11 protein-coding genes and 1 pseudogene are annotated in these 17,748 nt (G+C 45.1%); 4 read left to right on the forward strand and 8 right to left on the reverse strand.

Annotated features, from left to right (window positions below):
- Positions 1-10: 10 nt before the first annotated feature.
- Positions 11-2,518, reverse strand: a complete 2,508-nt coding sequence (gene mrcB / locus IP510_RS01000; RefSeq protein ID WP_194362940.1) for a penicillin-binding protein 1B — start codon at positions 2,516-2,518, stop codon at positions 11-13.
- Between the two features lie 421 nt (positions 2,519-2,939).
- Here mrcB and IP510_RS01005 point away from each other — a divergent pair, with 421 nt between their 5' ends.
- Positions 2,940-5,822 (forward strand): heavy metal translocating P-type ATPase, encoded by a 2,883-nt coding sequence (locus IP510_RS01005; protein WP_194362941.1) that lies wholly within the window; start codon positions 2,940-2,942, stop codon positions 5,820-5,822.
- A 128-nt stretch (positions 5,823-5,950) separates the two neighbouring features.
- Here IP510_RS01005 and IP510_RS01010 read toward each other — a convergent pair whose 3' ends face one another.
- Complete coding sequence (locus tag IP510_RS01010; protein WP_194362942.1) at positions 5,951-6,673, reverse strand: Bax inhibitor-1/YccA family membrane protein; 723 nt, start codon at positions 6,671-6,673, stop codon at positions 5,951-5,953.
- 300 nt (positions 6,674-6,973) lie between these two features.
- Between IP510_RS01010 and IP510_RS01015 the strand changes: the two genes are divergently transcribed.
- Together IP510_RS01015 and IP510_RS01020 are read left to right on the forward strand one after the other, a co-directional pair.
- Positions 6,974-7,978 (forward strand): NAD(+) kinase, encoded by a 1,005-nt coding sequence (locus IP510_RS01015; protein WP_194362943.1) that lies wholly within the window; start codon positions 6,974-6,976, stop codon positions 7,976-7,978.
- A gap of 67 nt (positions 7,979-8,045) precedes the next feature.
- Positions 8,046-8,357 (forward strand): YeaC family protein, encoded by a 312-nt coding sequence (locus IP510_RS01020; protein WP_194362944.1) that lies wholly within the window; start codon positions 8,046-8,048, stop codon positions 8,355-8,357.
- 123 nt (positions 8,358-8,480) lie between these two features.
- On the opposite strand, the gene IP510_RS01025 is transcribed toward IP510_RS01020, so the two are convergent.
- The 5 genes and pseudogenes from IP510_RS01025 to IP510_RS01045 form a co-directional block, all read right to left on the reverse strand.
- Entirely contained in the window at positions 8,481-8,855 is a 375-nt protein-coding gene (locus IP510_RS01025; RefSeq protein ID WP_194362945.1) for a HopJ type III effector protein, read from the reverse strand.
- Between the two features lie 182 nt (positions 8,856-9,037).
- Positions 9,038-9,205 (reverse strand): annotated as a pseudogene (gene csrA / locus IP510_RS01030) (carbon storage regulator CsrA); the annotation flags it as partial.
- Positions 9,206-9,579: 374 nt separating this feature from the next.
- Complete coding sequence (locus IP510_RS01035) at positions 9,580-10,866, reverse strand: aspartate kinase (RefSeq protein WP_194362946.1); 1,287 nt, start codon at positions 10,864-10,866, stop codon at positions 9,580-9,582.
- A 311-nt stretch (positions 10,867-11,177) separates the two neighbouring features.
- The gene (alaS, locus tag IP510_RS01040; protein ID WP_194362947.1) at positions 11,178-13,856 is read right to left on the reverse strand and encodes an alanine--tRNA ligase; all 2,679 of its coding nucleotides are present in this window, start codon (positions 13,854-13,856) and stop codon (positions 11,178-11,180) included.
- A 153-nt stretch (positions 13,857-14,009) separates the two neighbouring features.
- Positions 14,010-15,704, reverse strand: coding sequence for a DUF389 domain-containing protein (locus IP510_RS01045; RefSeq protein WP_227669404.1), 1,695 nt, complete (start codon positions 15,702-15,704; stop codon positions 14,010-14,012).
- A gap of 276 nt (positions 15,705-15,980) precedes the next feature.
- Between IP510_RS01045 and IP510_RS01050 the strand changes: the two genes are divergently transcribed.
- Complete coding sequence (locus tag IP510_RS01050) at positions 15,981-16,193, forward strand: hypothetical protein (RefSeq protein ID WP_194362948.1); 213 nt, start codon at positions 15,981-15,983, stop codon at positions 16,191-16,193.
- A 159-nt stretch (positions 16,194-16,352) separates the two neighbouring features.
- Here IP510_RS01050 and IP510_RS01055 read toward each other — a convergent pair whose 3' ends face one another.
- Positions 16,353-17,693, reverse strand: coding sequence for a L,D-transpeptidase family protein (locus IP510_RS01055; RefSeq protein WP_194362949.1), 1,341 nt, complete (start codon positions 17,691-17,693; stop codon positions 16,353-16,355).
- Between the last annotated feature and the right edge of the window lie 55 nt (positions 17,694-17,748).

Raw genomic sequence — 17,748 nt, forward strand, 5'->3', positions numbered from 1 at the left:
ACGTATCATATTAAAACCACTCAACAGCACGGTCATACCAAGTATCAGCACGGTCTTGACCTTCACCATCATTTTGCCCATTGCCGTCTTCTGAGCCATCAGCATCAACCGCTTCACCATTTGGAATCTCTAAGCCTTCACGGCGACGTTGCTGATTGATCGCACCTTGTTGGTTTTGGAATTGGGTTTGTTCACGGGCACGGTCTTGTTGATATAAGCTCATCGCACAGTCACTGGCTTCTTCTGGTAGGTGTGCTGACATCACTGGCAAGTAACGTGCGTTGGCACAGCGTTCGTTAGACAACTTACCTGAGTTGTTTTCTAACCACAACCACTCAATACCTTCAGGCTCTGGCAGGGCTACAGGGGTCAGTTTGAGGCGTTTCATATAATCAACCCACACTGGCAATGCCCCAGTACCACCGCTCAAACCAATGGGCTTGTTGTCGTCACGGCCAACCCAAACGACGCTGACATAGTTGCCACTGTAGCCTGCAAACCACGCATCGCGGTAGTCATTGGTGGTACCTGTTTTACCCGCGAGGTTTAGATTGCTACCAAGCGACTGAGCACGTTTGGCCGTACCATTTGAGACCACTTGCTGTAGTGCATAGTTTGTCAAAAAATTGGTCTCAGGCGGAATGCTGCGCTGAGTGTTAAGGCCGGTACGCTGCAAAATACGGCCGCGATCATCAATCACGGTGCGAATACTGTGGATAGGCGTACGGAAACCACCAGTTGCAAAGACCTGATACACACCAAGCATGTCCATTGGGCTAAGATTGACTGAGCCTAATAGTGCTGATGGATAAGGTGGGATTTTTTCTTTGACACCCATGCGCTGTAGCTGTTTGGCAAACGTATCGACACCAAACTCCATGCCCAAGCGCACTGCCGCTTGGTTATAAGATTGTGCCAGTGCCGAGGTAAAGGGCACATAGCCATGATCTCGGTTGTCGTAGTTTTTTGGGTTCCAATCGGTGCCGTCTTTTAGATTGACTGTGATGGGCGAATCATCTACTGAACTGGCCAAATTATAACGGCCACTCTCAAGCGCAGTCATATAAATAATAGGCTTCAATAGAGAGCCTACTTGGCGTTTTGCGTCGACAGCTCGGTTAAATCCGGTAAATTCACTGCCACTACCCACCACTGAAACCAGCTCGCCAGTCTCTGGGTTGGCACTGACTAACGCGCCTTGCAAATCTTTGGTTTTGCTACCACTACGGCGCAGCTCGCCAAGCTTTTGATCCACGGCTTTATCGGCGGCCAACTGAGCGATAGGGTCTAAGGTACTGATAATGATCAGACCTTCGTTTTTGAGATCGTCAGAGTAATAGACGTCATTCAGCTCACGTTTGACAATATCCAAAAAGTCAGGGAATTGGCTCTTGCCTTCAGCAGGCTTATCCACGATACCAAGCGGTTGTTTTAGGGCTTTGTCATAGTCTGCTTGGCTCAGTGAGCCCACACCCAGCATATTGTTCAATACCACATCGCGACGTGCTTTTGAATCATTAGGGTTACGACGAGGGTTATAAATACTAGGGCCTTTTGCCATACCAACCAACATGGCTTGCTGGTCTAAGCGCAGCTCGTTGAGTGGTTTGTCAAAATAGAACTGTGAGGCCAGCCCAAACCCATTGATAGAGCGGTTGCCATTTTGACCCAAATAAATCTCGTTCAAATACGTTTGTAGGATTTCATCTTTACTATAATGCAGCTCTAGTAATACCGCCATGAGTGCTTCATTGGCTTTGCGTTTTAGCGTACGGTCTGAATTGAGATAAAAGTTTTTGATCAACTGCTGGGTGATAGTCGAGCCACCTTGTCTGGCACCACCAGTAAAGTTATTGATCACAGCACGTGCAATACCACGTACTGATATGCCTTTGTGCTCATAAAAATCTCGGTCTTCGGTAGCAATGAGGGCGTCAATTAATGGCTGAGGCACGTCATCTAACGACACCACCATGCGATCTTCGTTACTGTCTGGGTAGATACCACCGATATTGACCGGCTCTAGGCGAATAATGCCACTTTTGGCAGGCAAGGTACTTTGAATAGATTCGACTTTATTGCCAGCAATGGTCATCTTAATCACTTGCTCAGCGTCTTTGTCGCTTGAGCTATAAGTGAAGCCGCGCGTATGGATAAAATACGTATTGCCCGATCTATGATATGTACCTGTACGATCGTACGATTTATTGCTTTGGTAATTGAGCAGCTCAAGCCACGTCTTCATGGTGTCTCGATCGACATTAGCCCCTTGATACAGCTCAAGCGGTTGAGAGTATACTTTGGCAGGGATGTCCCAACGCTTACCCTCAAACTTATGAGTAATAGTACGATCAAGCTTCACCAAATATAGTGCCAACAGCACCATACCTGCGATGATAACAATCAATAGAAGGCTACTAAACACCAAGCCGCGCTGCTGTGAGGGTAGCGTGTTTATAGCAGACCTAGAGGGCGGTGATATTTTGGTATTTGGTAACTTAGAATCGGATTTTTGCACGGATGTCGCACCATTTTTGGATAAAAAACTGCCTCATAATGACGCAAATTGACAAATTTTTCAATCTATCATCGTTAATGCAAGCATTAATTGGTCGCAGACTGTGAGCGATGATACTGCTCACAGCAATTGCTTATAGTATAATCACGATTAAAATACCGATAATTATCTTAAAGCACATGAATTATTAATCACTTTCAATCGGGTAGATAAGCACCATCTAAGATAGCAATTTATGATTGCTCGCATGATGTATTTTGTATGAATCCGCCGTTGCTGATTATTCATTATTATTAGCCCTCTGCTATTAGTCTCCTGCTACTAACTTTGTGCATCTAGTGGTGCCAAGGCTGTTAAAAGTGGCTATTTTGAATAAATAAATGCATTTTGAGCAAGCCTGTTAAAGGAAGTAAGCGCGATTATGTCTAGTATTCCCTCATCCGTATCAGCTGTTGCCAATCATCCTTATGAAGACAATTCTATCATCGATGGCTTAGTGCTCCCTCTTGCCGATCACTGTTTTCATTGCGGTGATCCCGTACCTCAGCCACCGTTTCATGCTCAGATATTGGGCAAGTCGCGTGAGATGTGTTGTATGGGCTGTCAATTGGCGGCCCAAAGCATTGTCGAGGCGGGTCTGGAGCAGTATTATCTTGATCGTTCGGAGATTAACCGCACGGCAAGCCTGCCAACTCAGCTGACGCGTCTTGAGGTCTATGATCATGACGAGATAAAATCGCAATTCGTTTATGCGCAAGATGGGATGTCGGTGGCGGAGCTGTCAGTCAATAACTTACGCTGTGCGGCTTGTACTTGGCTGATTGAGTCGCGTCTCGATGAGCTAGAAGGTATTCGTAAATGTCAGGTGAATTTGACCAATCAGCGCATGCGAGTCATTTGGAATGAAGACAAATTGCCGATCAGTCGCATTCTAGCGGTCATCAATGAAATCGGTTATGAGGCCAAGCCTTACAGGCAGGACACTCACGAAGCCATGCTGGCACGTCATAATAATCAGATGCTGCTACGCCTTGGTATTGCGGCACTGGGTTCGATGCAGGCGATGATGTATGCCGTCGCGCTTTATTTTGGTGAATACAGCGACATGCTGATATTCCAGCGGGACTTTTTGCGTTGGGTCTCTTTATTTGTTAGTACGCCAGTTTTTTTCTATGCTGGTATTCCTTTCTTTACCTCAGCATGGTCAGCGATTCGGGCGCGTCAAGTCAATATGGATGTGCCGGTCAGTCTGGCTTTGATCATTACGTTCTTTGCCAGTCTCTATGCCACTATCACTGGGCAAGGGGAGACATACTACGACTCCGTCAGTATGTTTATTTTCTTTTTGTTGGCAGGGCGTTATATCGAGCATAATGCCCGTCTAAAAGCTGCCACTATGGCCAATGATTTGGTTGTGGTCGAGCCAGTCTTGGTTCAGAAAATCGCTGAAGACAAAGCCGCGGCAGCGCTTATTTTACAGCAGCTCAAAGACTATGAGTCTCAGCAAGGTGAGAGTGCTAAAAGTGACACTATGATAGGTGATACTGCTACGATAAATGACAATACCATCACACAGAGCAGTCATCTAGCACTTGATAACGCGCAAGGTGCACCGAGTGTCATGGTAGAAACAATGCCTGACTTTATGAAGCAGATGGGTGCCCCTGTCCATCAGCTTACCGTACGTATTGCTAAGGACTGGCAGCTGTCACGCAACCACCGGACTGCGCCATCACAGCGAGAGGATGAGGTAGGCTCAAAGCAAATGGTGACCGCGCATAGCTTGCAAGTGGGCGACATTATTTTGGTTGAGGCAGGCTCAGAGATTATCAGTGATGGGATTTTGCTGAGTCCGACTGCGACAGTGTCACAAAGTCTGCTCACAGGCGAAGGTGATTTAATCATTAAGTCTCAAGGGGATTATGTCGTCGGCGGTGCACAAAACGACAGCCAACCGTTTGAGATGCTAGTCACCGCATTACCAAAAGACAGTCAAATCGGTTTGATTGATAGGCTAATGAACCGTGCTATGAGCGAAAAACCCAAACTGGCGCAGCAAGCGGATAAGCTGGCACGCTGGTTTGTCGCACGTATTCTAGTGTTGTCCGTCTTGGTATTTGTCGGCTGGTATATCGTTGATCCAAGCCAAGCCATTTGGGCCACCGTTGCAGTATTGGTCGCCACTTGTCCTTGTGCACTCTCATTGGCCACGCCGATTGCCTTGACGGTCTCGACCAATCGTTTGGCAAGCTATGGGTTTTTGACCACTCGTGGGCATACGCTGCAGACATTAGCCGAAATCACTCATGTCGCCTTTGATAAGACAGGCACGCTGACTTATGGTAAGCCAAATTTATTAAATATTGAATTGGTAGAGCAGGTAAGCGATAACAAGTCTGATGGTTCAGTGTTAAAGACACAGACTGCCCAAAAAGATACGCTATTAGCCATCGCTGCAGCTTTAGAAGTAGGGAGCCGTCATCCGATTGCACATGCGCTATTGACCGCTGCTTATCAATTGCATTTACCTCAAACCCAAGCATTACAGCATTATCCAGCAGGCGGCGTAGAGGCAATGATTGATGGTGCCAGATACCGTATCGGCCACAAAGACTTTGCGCTAGATAAAACCAATAACAGTGCTGATGATAGTATCAATACAAATAATGATTTGACCATCGACTTGGTAGCACAGCGAGCGAGCTCTGCGGTGGTCCTCTCTCATAAAGCTGCTGATGCAAATGAGTGGCAAGCGCTGGCATGCTTTTATTTTAATGACAAGGTGCGTGATAGTGCCCAGTCTATGCTAGATACGCTGAAGGGGTTAGGTATCGAGTCTGTGATGCTGACAGGCGATCCTAGCCCGCAAGCACTGGTGATGGCTGAGCGTCTAGGCATACAGTCGGCCTATAATGGTCTATCTCCAACTGATAAGGTCAACCATATTCAGCAATTACAAGCCAATGGTGCAGTTGTACTGATGGTTGGCGATGGCATCAATGATGCACCAGTATTGGCAGCGGCAGACGTTTCTACCTCGATTGCAGGCGCCGCAGATTTGGCACAAGTGTCGAGTGATAGCATAATTTTAAATGGTCAAATAGAAGCCATCACTGCTGCCAAACGTATCTCTGATAAAACTGAGCGTATCATTAAGCAAAACTTCCGCTGGGCGCTCGCTTACAACAGTATTGTCCTGATACCCGCTGCATTGGGGTATGTCCCGCCATGGCTTGCTGCGATAGGTATGTCACTCAGCTCGCTGTTTGTCGTGTTAAATGCACTGCGTCTAAAACGTGCTTAGCAATTAAATTTACGACATCAGTAAATTCTAAGTATGAGCGAGTATGACTGAGCATCGTGCATAAAAAAACGCCTTTAACTATAAATAGCTAAGGCGGTTTTTTATGCAGTTATTTTTGAGCTGTAAAATTAGTCTTGTAGATAGCTCAAGAGACGCATAAATTCAATATACATCCACACTAGGGTGGCAAGAATACCGATGCTGAACAGCCATTCGTAGTCTTCTGAGATGCCCATCGCTACACCGCGATCGATATTATCAAAATCTAATAGCAGCGTGAAAGAGGCGATAACAATCACAAATAGGCTAAAACCGATAGCAATAGCACCGCCTTCAAATAAGAATGGTAAGCTCGAACCAAACGCTAGCGAAAGTACCCACTGTGCTACGTAAACTAGCATAATCGCAATAACTGCTGAGGTTACAATAGAGCGGAACTTTTCAGTGACTTTAACCAGACCTGAGCGATATAAACCTAGCATGACTGCGGCAGTCACAAAGGTCGCACACATCGCTGTTACTGGTACGGTTGGGTACATTCTCATGAAGAACAGTGAGATACCGCCCAAAAAGATACCTTCTAGCAATGCATAAGGCACGGCCAATGTCTTCGCTTTTTGTGGCTTAAAGGTGATAAACAAGGCAAGCACAAAGGCAGCAATCATACTACCAAAAGCTGCCATCGTAATGAAACCTTGCGATAAACCAGCCATAAGCGCATAAAAGAAAAAGCCCACACCAGTAATAGCAGATAAGCCAAGTAACAGACTGGTCTTTTGAATCACACCTTTGACCGTCATTGGAGTACCGCCGATCGCAAGCTCTGCGCGACTGACAATAGGGTTGGCCATACATAAGTCCTTAATAATAAAATATAAAAATAGAATGTCAGTTACTTTAGCAAAACTGCCATTATTGTCAACTGTGTTTACGTGACTACTAGCAGGGTTTTGCAGCGCCCTAATACGGATTATTCACGAACGTACAAAAATCTCAAAGTAAGAAGATAATCCTGTCTAAAGTAAGGGGTTGATTACTCTAAGATGGGGGCGGTTACGACAGTTAACAACGATAATTCACAAACATGCTAGTCTAAGCGCGCATTTATCGCTATCATTGCTCTGTACTTCACCGTTATACCGAGTCGTTTTATGGAAAACTCAGCGCAGTCAGCAAGATTGCCACACTTAGATGAATCAGAGCTATTCCACGCTATCAAAAACCCTGCTTTTAGGCGTATTGGCCTAATGGGCCGCGCTGGTAAACGCAGCGTCACCAAAAGCTTGGTGCAGATTGCCCAAACCATCAATGATATGAGTCTCACATTGATAATGGACGTACAGACCGCTCATCTGCCAACGCTAAACCTTAACGAGATCGAAAGAGTCAAAATCGTTAAGCGCGCTTTGATTGGAGAGATTTGTGATTTGGTCATCGTGGTGGGCGGCGATGGGTCGATATTACATGCCGCTGAAGCATTGGCGCGCTACCGTGTACCCGTATTGGGTGTCAACCGTGGCCGCTTAGGGTTTTTGGCAGATGTCAAACCTAACGAAGCGGCTTTTAAGCTGCGTCAAGTATTGATGGGCAACTATCAGCTGGATCATCGATTTTTGCTCACGATGGAGATACGAGAAGGGCGCAATATCATTCATGAGGACATGGCGCTCAATGACATCGTATTGCATGCTGGAAAATCTGTACACATGATCGATTTTCAGATGAAAATTGATGGACATGATGTTTATAGACAACACAGCGATGGCTTGATAGCTGCCACACCGACTGGCTCTACCGCTTATGCCTTGTCTGGCGGTGGTCCTATTATTCATCCCAGTATGGATGCTATTTGTTTGGTGCCTATGCATCCGCATACCTTGTCTAGCCGTCCGATTGTGGTCAGTGGTAATAGCGAGGTCTGTATTCGCATTCACGAAGACAATCGCACGCAGCCAATGGTCAGCGCCGATGGCAAACCAAGCGTACCGCTTGAACAAGAGCAGCGGCTATATATTCGTAAGCATCCTGACAAGCTCACTTTATTGCATCCGCCCGGGTTTGATTTTTATGAGGCCTGTCGCACAAAGTTGCACTGGAACGTACATGCCGAAGAATTCAGTCTTGATATCGATGATGATATGATGGACGACGAATAAGTGTGCCCGTTATATAAAAACGTTATATCGAATATGTTATAAAAAATAGTTGTGGAGAGTAGGTAAGATGGACAAACAAACGATACTAGAGAGTCTGACGCCTGAAGTGGTTGATAAGTTTCGTATGGCAATTGAGCTAGGCAAATGGCCTGATGGTCGTAAGATTACTGCTGAACAGCGCGAAACCTGTATGCAAGCGGTGATGGTATGGGAGCATGAGCATCTAGCGCCTGCTGAACGTACGGGTTACATTCATAAGCCAGTGAAAGACGATGGCTCTGTCGTTGGGGCTGAATGTGATGTCGAGCACGAGCATTATTATCCCAATATGCCCAATCCTAAAGGGGCTGTGCAACCGGTGAAGTTTCGCGACAAATAAGCCACTCTAGAATAAGCCGTTCTTAAATAAGTTACATATAAAAAAGCCACGCTAATCAGCGTGGCTTTTTTATATGTAACTAGAGGCTTTACCGTATAGATAATTTTTTAAATTCACAATTGATCAAAGTGCAGTCGTATCAACACTAGGGCGAACGGTTAGCGGATTTTTTTGCATCAAAAAACCTTGCCAGCCCCAATGTAAGAAATTGCGAATATTGGCATGATCAGTACCCTTTGGGGTTGCTTGAACCTTGGCATAGTGCTCACCAAACAGTTTTAGCGTGTCCAATTGGTTCAGGCCATGATGCTTAGCAAAACCAAAAACCTTTGCGCTGCCTTCGTTTTCACCAGCGGCATTGTGTACCATGCCGTTGACAAAAGGCGCAGGCGCATAGCGATAAAAATCATCGATAAAGCTGATAACATCATTGAATCCAATGGCTTTTTTGTTCAAACCATTAAGTAATGCCGATACATCTGATTGGCGGATACTCATAAATAAATGACCTCAGAGCAGATTAAAAACAATACAATGCTTATGTATGTTCAGTTGTGATTGATAATTACGTATTGACGCATTGACGCATTCGTTACTATTAACTAGCGATTAAAGTAATCTTCGTCATCGAAAGAAGGCGAAAAGTTGCCTTGCTCAAGATGCTGCATTTGCGACTGTACAGAACGCTCATGCTGAATACGTTGATAAATTTCTTCACGATGTACAGCAATATCTTTAGGTGCATTCACACCGATACGTACTTGATTGCCTTTAACACCTAACACAGTCACACTTACTTCATCGCCAATCATTAGCGTTTCGCCCACACGGCGTGTCAAAATTAACATGCGTCACACTCCTTATGTCGCATCAACAAATTATTACTCATCAGCTCACTTCTCAATTGCAGGACATTACCGTCTTATTCAACATCTCATACATCAATGACTATAATGTTTGATAATCATCATAGGCGATGTCGTATCAATAACGGCAATGATAGGTAGATTCATTTAGCCCAAATGAAAGCCCCATTATAGGGGGCATAACAGATACTGTCACGGTTTTTCACAAAACTATTAGAGAATTACTTGGACCAGTTCTTACAAAAAACAAAATAGGATCTAAAAAGATCCTATTTTTTATTTACTATTCAAAGTTATTAATAGTCGCTTTGCAAATTACCGTCACGGCTAAAAATGTCTTTTAATAATATTGTGTATTATAGCCCAGCGATTTTACTTTCACCGTCTTCACGATCGAGGCCAAATGCGGTGTGCAATGACTTAACGGCTTTTTCTAAGTGTTGGTCTTGAATTAAGACAGACACTTTGATTTCGCTGGTCGATATCATTTGGATATTGATGTTATTTTCAGCCAATGTCTGGAACATGAGGCTAGCAACCCCTGCGTGTGAACGCATACCAACGCCGACCAATGAAACTTTGACCACTTCACTGTTGCCTGAGATCTCTTTGGCACCAATCTCATTTTTGACTTCTTCATTCAGTACTTTTAGTGTCTTGTCTAAGTCAGAGCGGTTGACTGTGAAGGTAAAGTCAGTGGTGCCATTGTCCGAAAGATTTTGTACGATCATATCGATTTCGATATTGGCGCGGCCAATGGGGCTTAGGATGGCAGAGGCAATACCAGGATGATCAGGTACACCGCGTACTAAGATTTTTGCTTCGTCTCGATTGAATGCGATGCCTGAGATGATTGCCTGTTCCATATTGTCTCCTTCGTCTATCGTAATTAGGGTGCCCACGTTGTCTTGAAACTCTTGGTCAAAGCTGCCGTCGGTGTTTTCATCAAAGCTTGAGAGGACACGCAGTGGCACGCCATACTTACCAGCGAATTCTACTGAGCGAATCTGTAGAATCTTAGAACCCAGACTTGCCATCTCAAGCATTTCTTCAAACGTAATCTTTTCAAGCTTTTTGGCTTTTGAGGTGACACGAGGGTCAGTGGTATAAACACCATCGACATCGGTATAGATCTGACACTCATCAGCACCCAAAGCTGCTGCAATGGCAACGCCTGTGGTATCCGAACCGCCGCGCCCTAACGTGGTCGCGTTGCCGTCTTCATCAATACCTTGAAAACCTGCGACGATGACGATATTGCCAGCATCTAACTGCTCACGTATGTTTTTATCATCGATGCTTTCGATACGGGCTTTATTATGGGCATTGTCTGTTTTGATCGCGACTTGACGACCAGTCATTGAACGCGCGCCAATACCAAGCTCTTTGATCGCCATAGCGAGGAGCGAGATAGACACTTGCTCACCCGTTGAGACCATTTGATCGTATTCACGCGGGTCAGGCTGTGTGCTAATTTGGCGGGCAAGATCAATCAAACGGTTGGTTTCGCCGCTCATGGCAGAGACCACAACGACGATTTGATGGCCATTGTCATGCCAGCGTTTGACTCGTTTGGCGACGTTTTTGATGCGGTCGATACTGCCCATCGAGGTGCCGCCATATTTCTGTACTATTAACGCCATAAAAATCTACCTATTATTCATTAATGACCTTTCATTATCATTGATGAGGGTCAATGTGATACTCGTCAATGCTAGTATAGATAAAGCCAGATTATAAGAGTTACGCCCTATGTTTTTCATTCATCTAACAGTCGCTGTTTTAAATGTAGTGAATGAGTAATATGTCCAAACGTTGACCTTTATACCATATCTACATCGTAACTTTAAGCCTTAGCGTCACTTAGATATATGGCGATTGGTTATAGTGCTTATAACCAATCGCGTGTCCTTTGTGCAGTAGACTAGAGTAATACTCCGTGTCCATGGCTTTTTCAGGACTGGCTAAGTTGGGTTTCAATCCAAGCAGGTAGGGCGCTCACAACTGCGCTAGTATTGGCCGCTTTTGGTGCGCCGCCTTGCGCATAGTCAGGCTTACCGCCACCTTTACCACCTAGCTCACCTGCCAAGTGACGAATGATATCACCCGCTTTTACTTTGGCTGTGATAGATTTCGCCACACTGGCTGCTAGGGCTAACTGATCGTCTTTATCACCCACCAATACAATCACGCTATCTGGAAGTTTCGATTTGATATCGTCCATCAGCGTACGGATTGATTTACCATCGACACCGCTTAACATGCTGATAAGTACAGGCGTACCTGCGATAGTCTGCACGTCATCAAGTAAGTTGGCGGCTTGGGCACTGGCTATTTTTTGTTGCAAGCGCTCTAGTTGTTTTTCTAGATCGCGTTGCTTATCTGCCATGGTACGGACACGCTGAGCAACTTCAGGACGTTTGACCTTAAGCTGACCGGCAAGCTCACTCAATTGTTGCTCGCTTTGCTGAATGTTTTTGACCGCATTCATACCAGTGACGGCTTCAATACGGCGAATACCAGCGGCGATACCTGATTCGCTAGTGATTTTTAGTACACCGATATCGCCAGTGCGCTGTACATGCAAACCGCCGCATAGCTCGATAGAGAAAGGCTTGCGTTGACCGTCTACGATGCTATCTGTACCCATCGTAAGCACGCGAACGTCAGTGCCGTACTTTTCACCAAACAGCGCCATCGCGCCTTGGTTCATGGCTTCATCAATCGACATGTGCTCGATACGAGCAGGGGTGTTGGCTTGGATTTGTTCGTTGACGAGACGTTCGATACGGCTGATTTCAGCAGTACTAACGGGCTTGTCATAAGAGAAATCAAAACGCAATACTTCGCTTGAGACCAGTGAGCCTTTTTGCGTGACCGCGTCGCCCAATACTTCTCTGAGCGCTGCGTGTAATAGGTGAGTGGCCGAGTGGTTTTTGGCACTGGCTGCACGGATGCTTGAGAGCACTTGGGCATCTGCCGTTTGCTTGGTCGTAATCTCACCCATAGTGACAACACCATAATGGATAATAGCCTGACCAGATTTTTTGGTGTCTTGTACTTCAAAGACGCCAGATGCAGTACGAATCTCGCCCAGCTCACCGACTTGACCACCACCTTCAGCATAAAAAGGCGTGCGATCGATTACCACGACACCCTCCATGCCTTCACACAAGCTCTCTGCTGGATTGCCGTCTTGATAAAGCGCCTCAACCGTCACGCCTTCTTCTTCAAGTTGCTCATAACCGATAAAGGTCGTTGGTGTTTCTACTTGGATCACACTGCTGTAATCAACGTCGAATTTGCCCGCATCACGCGCACGCTCACGTTGCGCTTGCATATGCTCATCGAACTCAGCTTCATCAATCACAATACCGCGCTCACGAGTGATATCAGCGGTCAAATCAAGCGGGAAACCATAAGTATCGTACAGTTTAAATGCCGCTTCACCAGAGAGCGTATCACCATCTTGCAAGCCTTCAAGTTCAGTGGCTAATAGTCGCAAACCTTGCGCTAGTGTCTTGGCAAACTGTGTTTCTTCTTTTTGAATGGCATTTTCGATAACGCTTTGCTTGTCTTTTAGATCAGGATAGGCGCTGCCCATTTCAGCGACGAGCGGCGCCACCATTTTATAAAAGAAGTCACTATCAGCACCCAGCTTGTTACCATGACGTACGGCACGGCGAATGACGCGGCGTAGCACATAGCCACGTCCTTCATTGCTTGGCGTGACGCCATCAGCAATCAAAAATGACACGGCACGGATGTGATCGGCAATCACTTTTAGTGAGGATTGTTGCTCATTATTTATCTCTAAAATCTCAGCCGCGGCATCCATTAGATGAGTGAACAAGTCGATCTCATAGTTGCCATGCACGCCTTGCATGATGGCACTGATGCGCTCAAGACCCATCCCAGTATCGACACTTGGGGCAGGTAGCGGCAATAGCGTGCCGTCTTTTTGACGATTGAACTGCATGAATACACAGTTCCAAATCTCAATAAAGCGATCGCCATCTTCTTCAGGAGTACCTGGTAAGCCGCCTTCGATGTCGGCGCCGTGGTCATAAAAAACTTCGGTACAAGGACCGCAAGGACCAGTGTCACCCATCGTCCAAAAGTTATCTGACGCATACGGCGCGCCTTTGTTATCGCCAATGCGAATGATGCGCTCGCTTGGAATACCGATGTTTTTATTCCAAATCTCAAAGGCTTCGTCATCGGTTTCATAAATGGTGACATACAAGCGGTCTTTATCAATCGCTAGCCACTCATCTGAGGTCAAAAATTCCCAAATATATTCAATACCTGATTGTTTGAAATAATCACCAAACGAAAAATTACCCAGCATCTCGAAAAACGTATGATGACGGGCGGTATAGCCGACGTTATCTAAGTCATTGTGTTTGCCGCCAGCACGGACGCACTTCTGTGACGTCACAGCACGGGTATAGTCACGTGGCTCCATACCCAAAAACGTTTCTTTGAACTGATTCATACCGGCATTGGTAAATAGCAATGTCGGGTCATTGTGTGGAATCAAGCTAGACGATGAAACTTGGGTGTGCTGCTTGCTTATGAAAAAATCGATAAAGGCTTGACGAATATCGGCTGAGCGAAATGGCTGGCTCACAGCGGCTCCTTACTGACGGATAGAATTGAGTAGATGACATAAAATAATTTTGCAAGCGATTTTAGCACAAACGCCCAAGCTCTTGGTACAAGAGTTACATCTGCTGAGTTATTCTTCAAATGCAGCCATCGCTCATGTCACAAATTATAGAGGCTAATTGGTTAAGATTGCCGCATCAGTCTTATCAAGCTTGTCTGTTACCAACGGATTGGATTCAATTACTTGTACGGGTAAGTAACGCAGTTGTAGCTTGATGGGCAAATAATCAGGGAAGTTGTCAGCCATATCTTGAGTAATAATGGTTTCTATTTTGCGGACATCTTCTGAGGTGGGTAAGGTTTCACCGCGAATGACCGCCCGCACCACTTGATTGTCATCGAGCGTGTCGAACTGGGTATTGGTCAACACATTGCCTCGACCAATAAAGTAGCTATTGATCGTTTCTTTGACGCTACTCTCAAATACTTGTTGCTTGGCATTGGTTTGTAAATTAATGGTTAAGTAAGCACCTAGCGCGCCCAATAGTAATAAAGTCACGGCGTTACGCTGCAAAAAAGTCAGATAGGTATTTGATTTATAGTCGTCATCGACCAAACGTCGAAACCCTAGCAGCCAAAGCACTAGGGCATTGGTAAATTGAATGGCAATGATGTTGGTCACTGCCAATAAGAGCGCGCCCAACCCAAGCTGCATCTCGCCATTGGCAAATAAAATACCACTGGCGGCAAGTGGTGGCACCAAAGCAGTCGCAACAGCAACACCGACGACAGCCACTGATAGATGCGGGGATACCATCGCATAAGCACCAGCTGTACCACCAGCTAAGGCAATCATCAAATCCATAGAGGTGGGCTGGGTGCGTGATAATATCTCTGCTGTTAGCGGTTGATCCTTATGTAGCCAACCAACAATAAAACCGACCAACACCACTAGTGAGACACCAGCAATGACAGTAATCAGCGACTTCCGTAATAGCGGCATCCGGTGGTCAATGATAGCCAGCGCTACGCCAGTAATGGGGCCTAACATCATGGCAACCAGCATGGCGCCAATGACGACTGCTGCTGAATTGGTCACTAGTCCATAGCTGGCAATGATGGCAGATAGTATATTCATGATGAAATACATCTTGCTAGGCAGCGCATTCGCCTCAATCCTAACCCTTACCTCTGGATAATCTACCTTTTGATTGCTAAATTGTTCGGCGACAAATTGCTTATAAGATTCAAGCTTGTCCTCTTTTTCTTTTTGGCCCTCTTCTTCATCACTTTCTGGTGCTTTGTCCGATTCAGTATCGGTATCTTGGCCACTATCCTGTGAGACGTTAGATTTATTCTGATGATTGTTATTAGATTTAATGTTAGTTTTAGGCTTACCTGCTATCTTCTTAGCTGTTGATTGCATAGCAGCATTTTGACTATCGGTTACGGGCTCACTTTCAGCTTCTACAGTTACCTCAGCATTAGTATCCTCTTGTGAGGTGTGCTCTGCTGCCTCTGAAGCATCAGCATCTGTCTGAAAAAAGTCTGACCCTTGCTCTAATTCTGAGACCGCCTCTGATTGCTTGTCGACGGATTGTATTTCAGGCTCTGGTTCAGATGACTCTAGTGTCACGACGACCACCTCCTCACTGATTGACTCCATCTTTATCTCGGCTTCAGGAGCCTTGGCATCTGCGGTCGCTTCATCTCCGTCTTGATGAGTATCTGATTTCTCAGTATTGTCCGCTATTGAATCATCTGCTATTGAGCCATCTAAGGTATCTTTCGGACGTAAGTGCGCCATAGTGCTTGACGATTCGTTCTCAGATATTGAGTCAGTCTTATTTGGTTTTTCAGATGAGGTCATAACAGATAGCATTCTTAATAGATAAAGAAAGTCATTATTGTAATGATAAATAAATAAAAATATAGAATATTTTTAAGAATAAGAGGAAAGCATTGTGAGGAAACAAGCGAAAAAAACGAGCGTTTTTTTGACTAAGCATAAAACCTTAATAGTAGCATGGTTTTTGGTATAAAGTCTTCCGTTATAACTGGTACAAGGGTTCACGTTAAATACTTACTTTTTTTGTGGAATTAAGGCTAAATATGTTATATCCACAATAAATATAAGGAATAACTTATGAACTGGCCTTTATTTTCTGTTATCTACTCAATGGCAGTAACCGTTACGACTGGGCTTTTTATGATTGGTGCATTAGTTACAGGGTTTGATGAGATATTTCATATTCAAATAGCAGTAGGACTGGGTATTTTGGCATCGATACCTGCAGGGCTGATCTTTACCAAAAAAATTGGCAGTATTACTGGAAATGAAGAAGGCTATAAAACATAAAGTCAGATAGCATGATCGATGTAAATAGACATTAGGGCGTGTTGAACATTCAAATATTAGGGCTGCTGATCGATGTAAATTTACATGACTTATCAGCAAAAAAAAGACCTCAATATTGAGGTCTTTTTTGTCATTACGAATTAGAGCCGTGAATCAGCGTTATTGAAGTTCGACAACCGCGCCGTTTTCAACGTTGGCGTAAACCTCTAATACATCCCAGTTAGTCAAACGGACACAACCTGCTGAGCCTTGGCGGCTGATACCTTCAGGTACTGGTGAGCCATGTAAACCATAAGAAGGTTTTGACAGTCCCATCCAAACAACACCTACTGGGTTATTTGGTCCTGGTGCGATCATATGGACTTTCTTTTGAGCCCCTTCGCCAACCGTTGACTTATACCAAGGCATTTTCACTTTATTGATGATTTTGAAAGTACCTTTTGGTGACGGTGTAGCAGCACTACCGACAGTCGTTGGGTAGGTAGCAACCAGCTTGTCACCGTTGTACGCATACAATGTTTGGTCTGCTTTATTAGCGACGATACGGTTGATACGCTGGTTAAGCTCACCGCGGTTGTTCAATACGGTGATCGTTTCACCGACTTTGTACTCTTTATTCTTGTTGAGTTTGTCTAAGTAGCGTACGTCCATGTGGAAACGTTCGCCGAGCATCTCTTTGATGTCTTGATAATACAAACCTTTCATTTTCGATTTGGCTTCTGAACCAGAAGGGGTGGTCGCAAAGTTGGTATCAAGATCTGCTTTAGTCAGCGTATAAGTAACCAATACGGGCTTATTAGCAGGAATGTTTTTGATCAAGGCACTCCATGTTTTTTGATCCATTTTACCCGTTGCTGGCAAGCCTTTCATGGTTTGGAAGTTGACAAGGGCTTTTTTACTGTTCATACCCCAACCACCATCGATAGGGCCAGGAGACGCATGGTTCCAATCAAGTAATGCCTGCATCTTGATAGTCATTGCAGAATTGACTTTCATGCTGGGTGACCAAACAGCACTATTCACTTGCTTGGCATAGTTTGATAAGTTAAGTGTGGTGTGTCTTTTACCATCTTTGTCTTCGATGTTTTTGATGGTAGGATCATCACTAAAATCTTGACGTTTTTCGTTTTCAGGTAATTCAAAAGCAAGTGGGTCAGATGAGTTGATAGATGAGAGGTCGCTTGGGGCAGCAACCGCTTGACCTTCACTTTCATCATCATTACGGTCAGCTTGCTCATCCTTACGTGTCAATTCTGCGGCACTCATATTATCTGCCGCTGGTGCCTCTTTTGAATCGATTAGCTGAGTCATACTGTCAGTCGCGCCGCGGCTGTCTAATGAGCTGCTGCGATTTTCTTGTAAGTTCAGGCTAACTTTTTTGGCAAGCGAATCAACTGTACGTACTGGCAATGTGCGAGTCGTATCAGCAGTGGCGGCAATGGCGCTAACGCTAACAGCAGCGATAGATATAGCAGTAATAATAGGCTTTATTTTCATCATGTTGGATCACTTGTGGTTGCTACTAATGCGGCTATTATGCGCATAATTTAATAGG

Source organism: Psychrobacter sp. NG254 (genome assembly GCF_015277735.1).
In the GTDB taxonomy this organism is placed as follows: domain Bacteria; phylum Pseudomonadota; class Gammaproteobacteria; order Pseudomonadales; family Moraxellaceae; genus Psychrobacter.

Excerpts from the sequence above, each read along its gene's own strand:
- IP510_RS01005 (WP_194362941.1), top strand. The coding sequence starts at position 2,940 with ATGTCTAGTATTCCCTCATCCGTATCAGCTGTTGCCAATCATCCTTAT.
- IP510_RS01010 (WP_194362942.1), bottom strand. The coding sequence starts at position 6,673 with ATGGCCAACCCTATTGTCAGTCGCGCAGAGCTTGCGATCGGCGGTACT.
- IP510_RS01015 (WP_194362943.1), top strand. The coding sequence starts at position 6,974 with ATGGAAAACTCAGCGCAGTCAGCAAGATTGCCACACTTAGATGAATCA.
- IP510_RS01020 (WP_194362944.1), top strand. The coding sequence starts at position 8,046 with ATGGACAAACAAACGATACTAGAGAGTCTGACGCCTGAAGTGGTTGAT.
- IP510_RS01025 (WP_194362945.1), bottom strand. The coding sequence starts at position 8,855 with ATGAGTATCCGCCAATCAGATGTATCGGCATTACTTAATGGTTTGAAC.
- IP510_RS01035 (WP_194362946.1), bottom strand. The coding sequence starts at position 10,866 with ATGGCGTTAATAGTACAGAAATATGGCGGCACCTCGATGGGCAGTATC.
- IP510_RS01045 (WP_227669404.1), bottom strand. The coding sequence starts at position 15,704 with ATGACCTCATCTGAAAAACCAAATAAGACTGACTCAATATCTGAGAAC.
- IP510_RS01050 (WP_194362948.1), top strand. The coding sequence starts at position 15,981 with ATGAACTGGCCTTTATTTTCTGTTATCTACTCAATGGCAGTAACCGTT.
- IP510_RS01055 (WP_194362949.1), bottom strand. The coding sequence starts at position 17,693 with ATGATGAAAATAAAGCCTATTATTACTGCTATATCTATCGCTGCTGTT.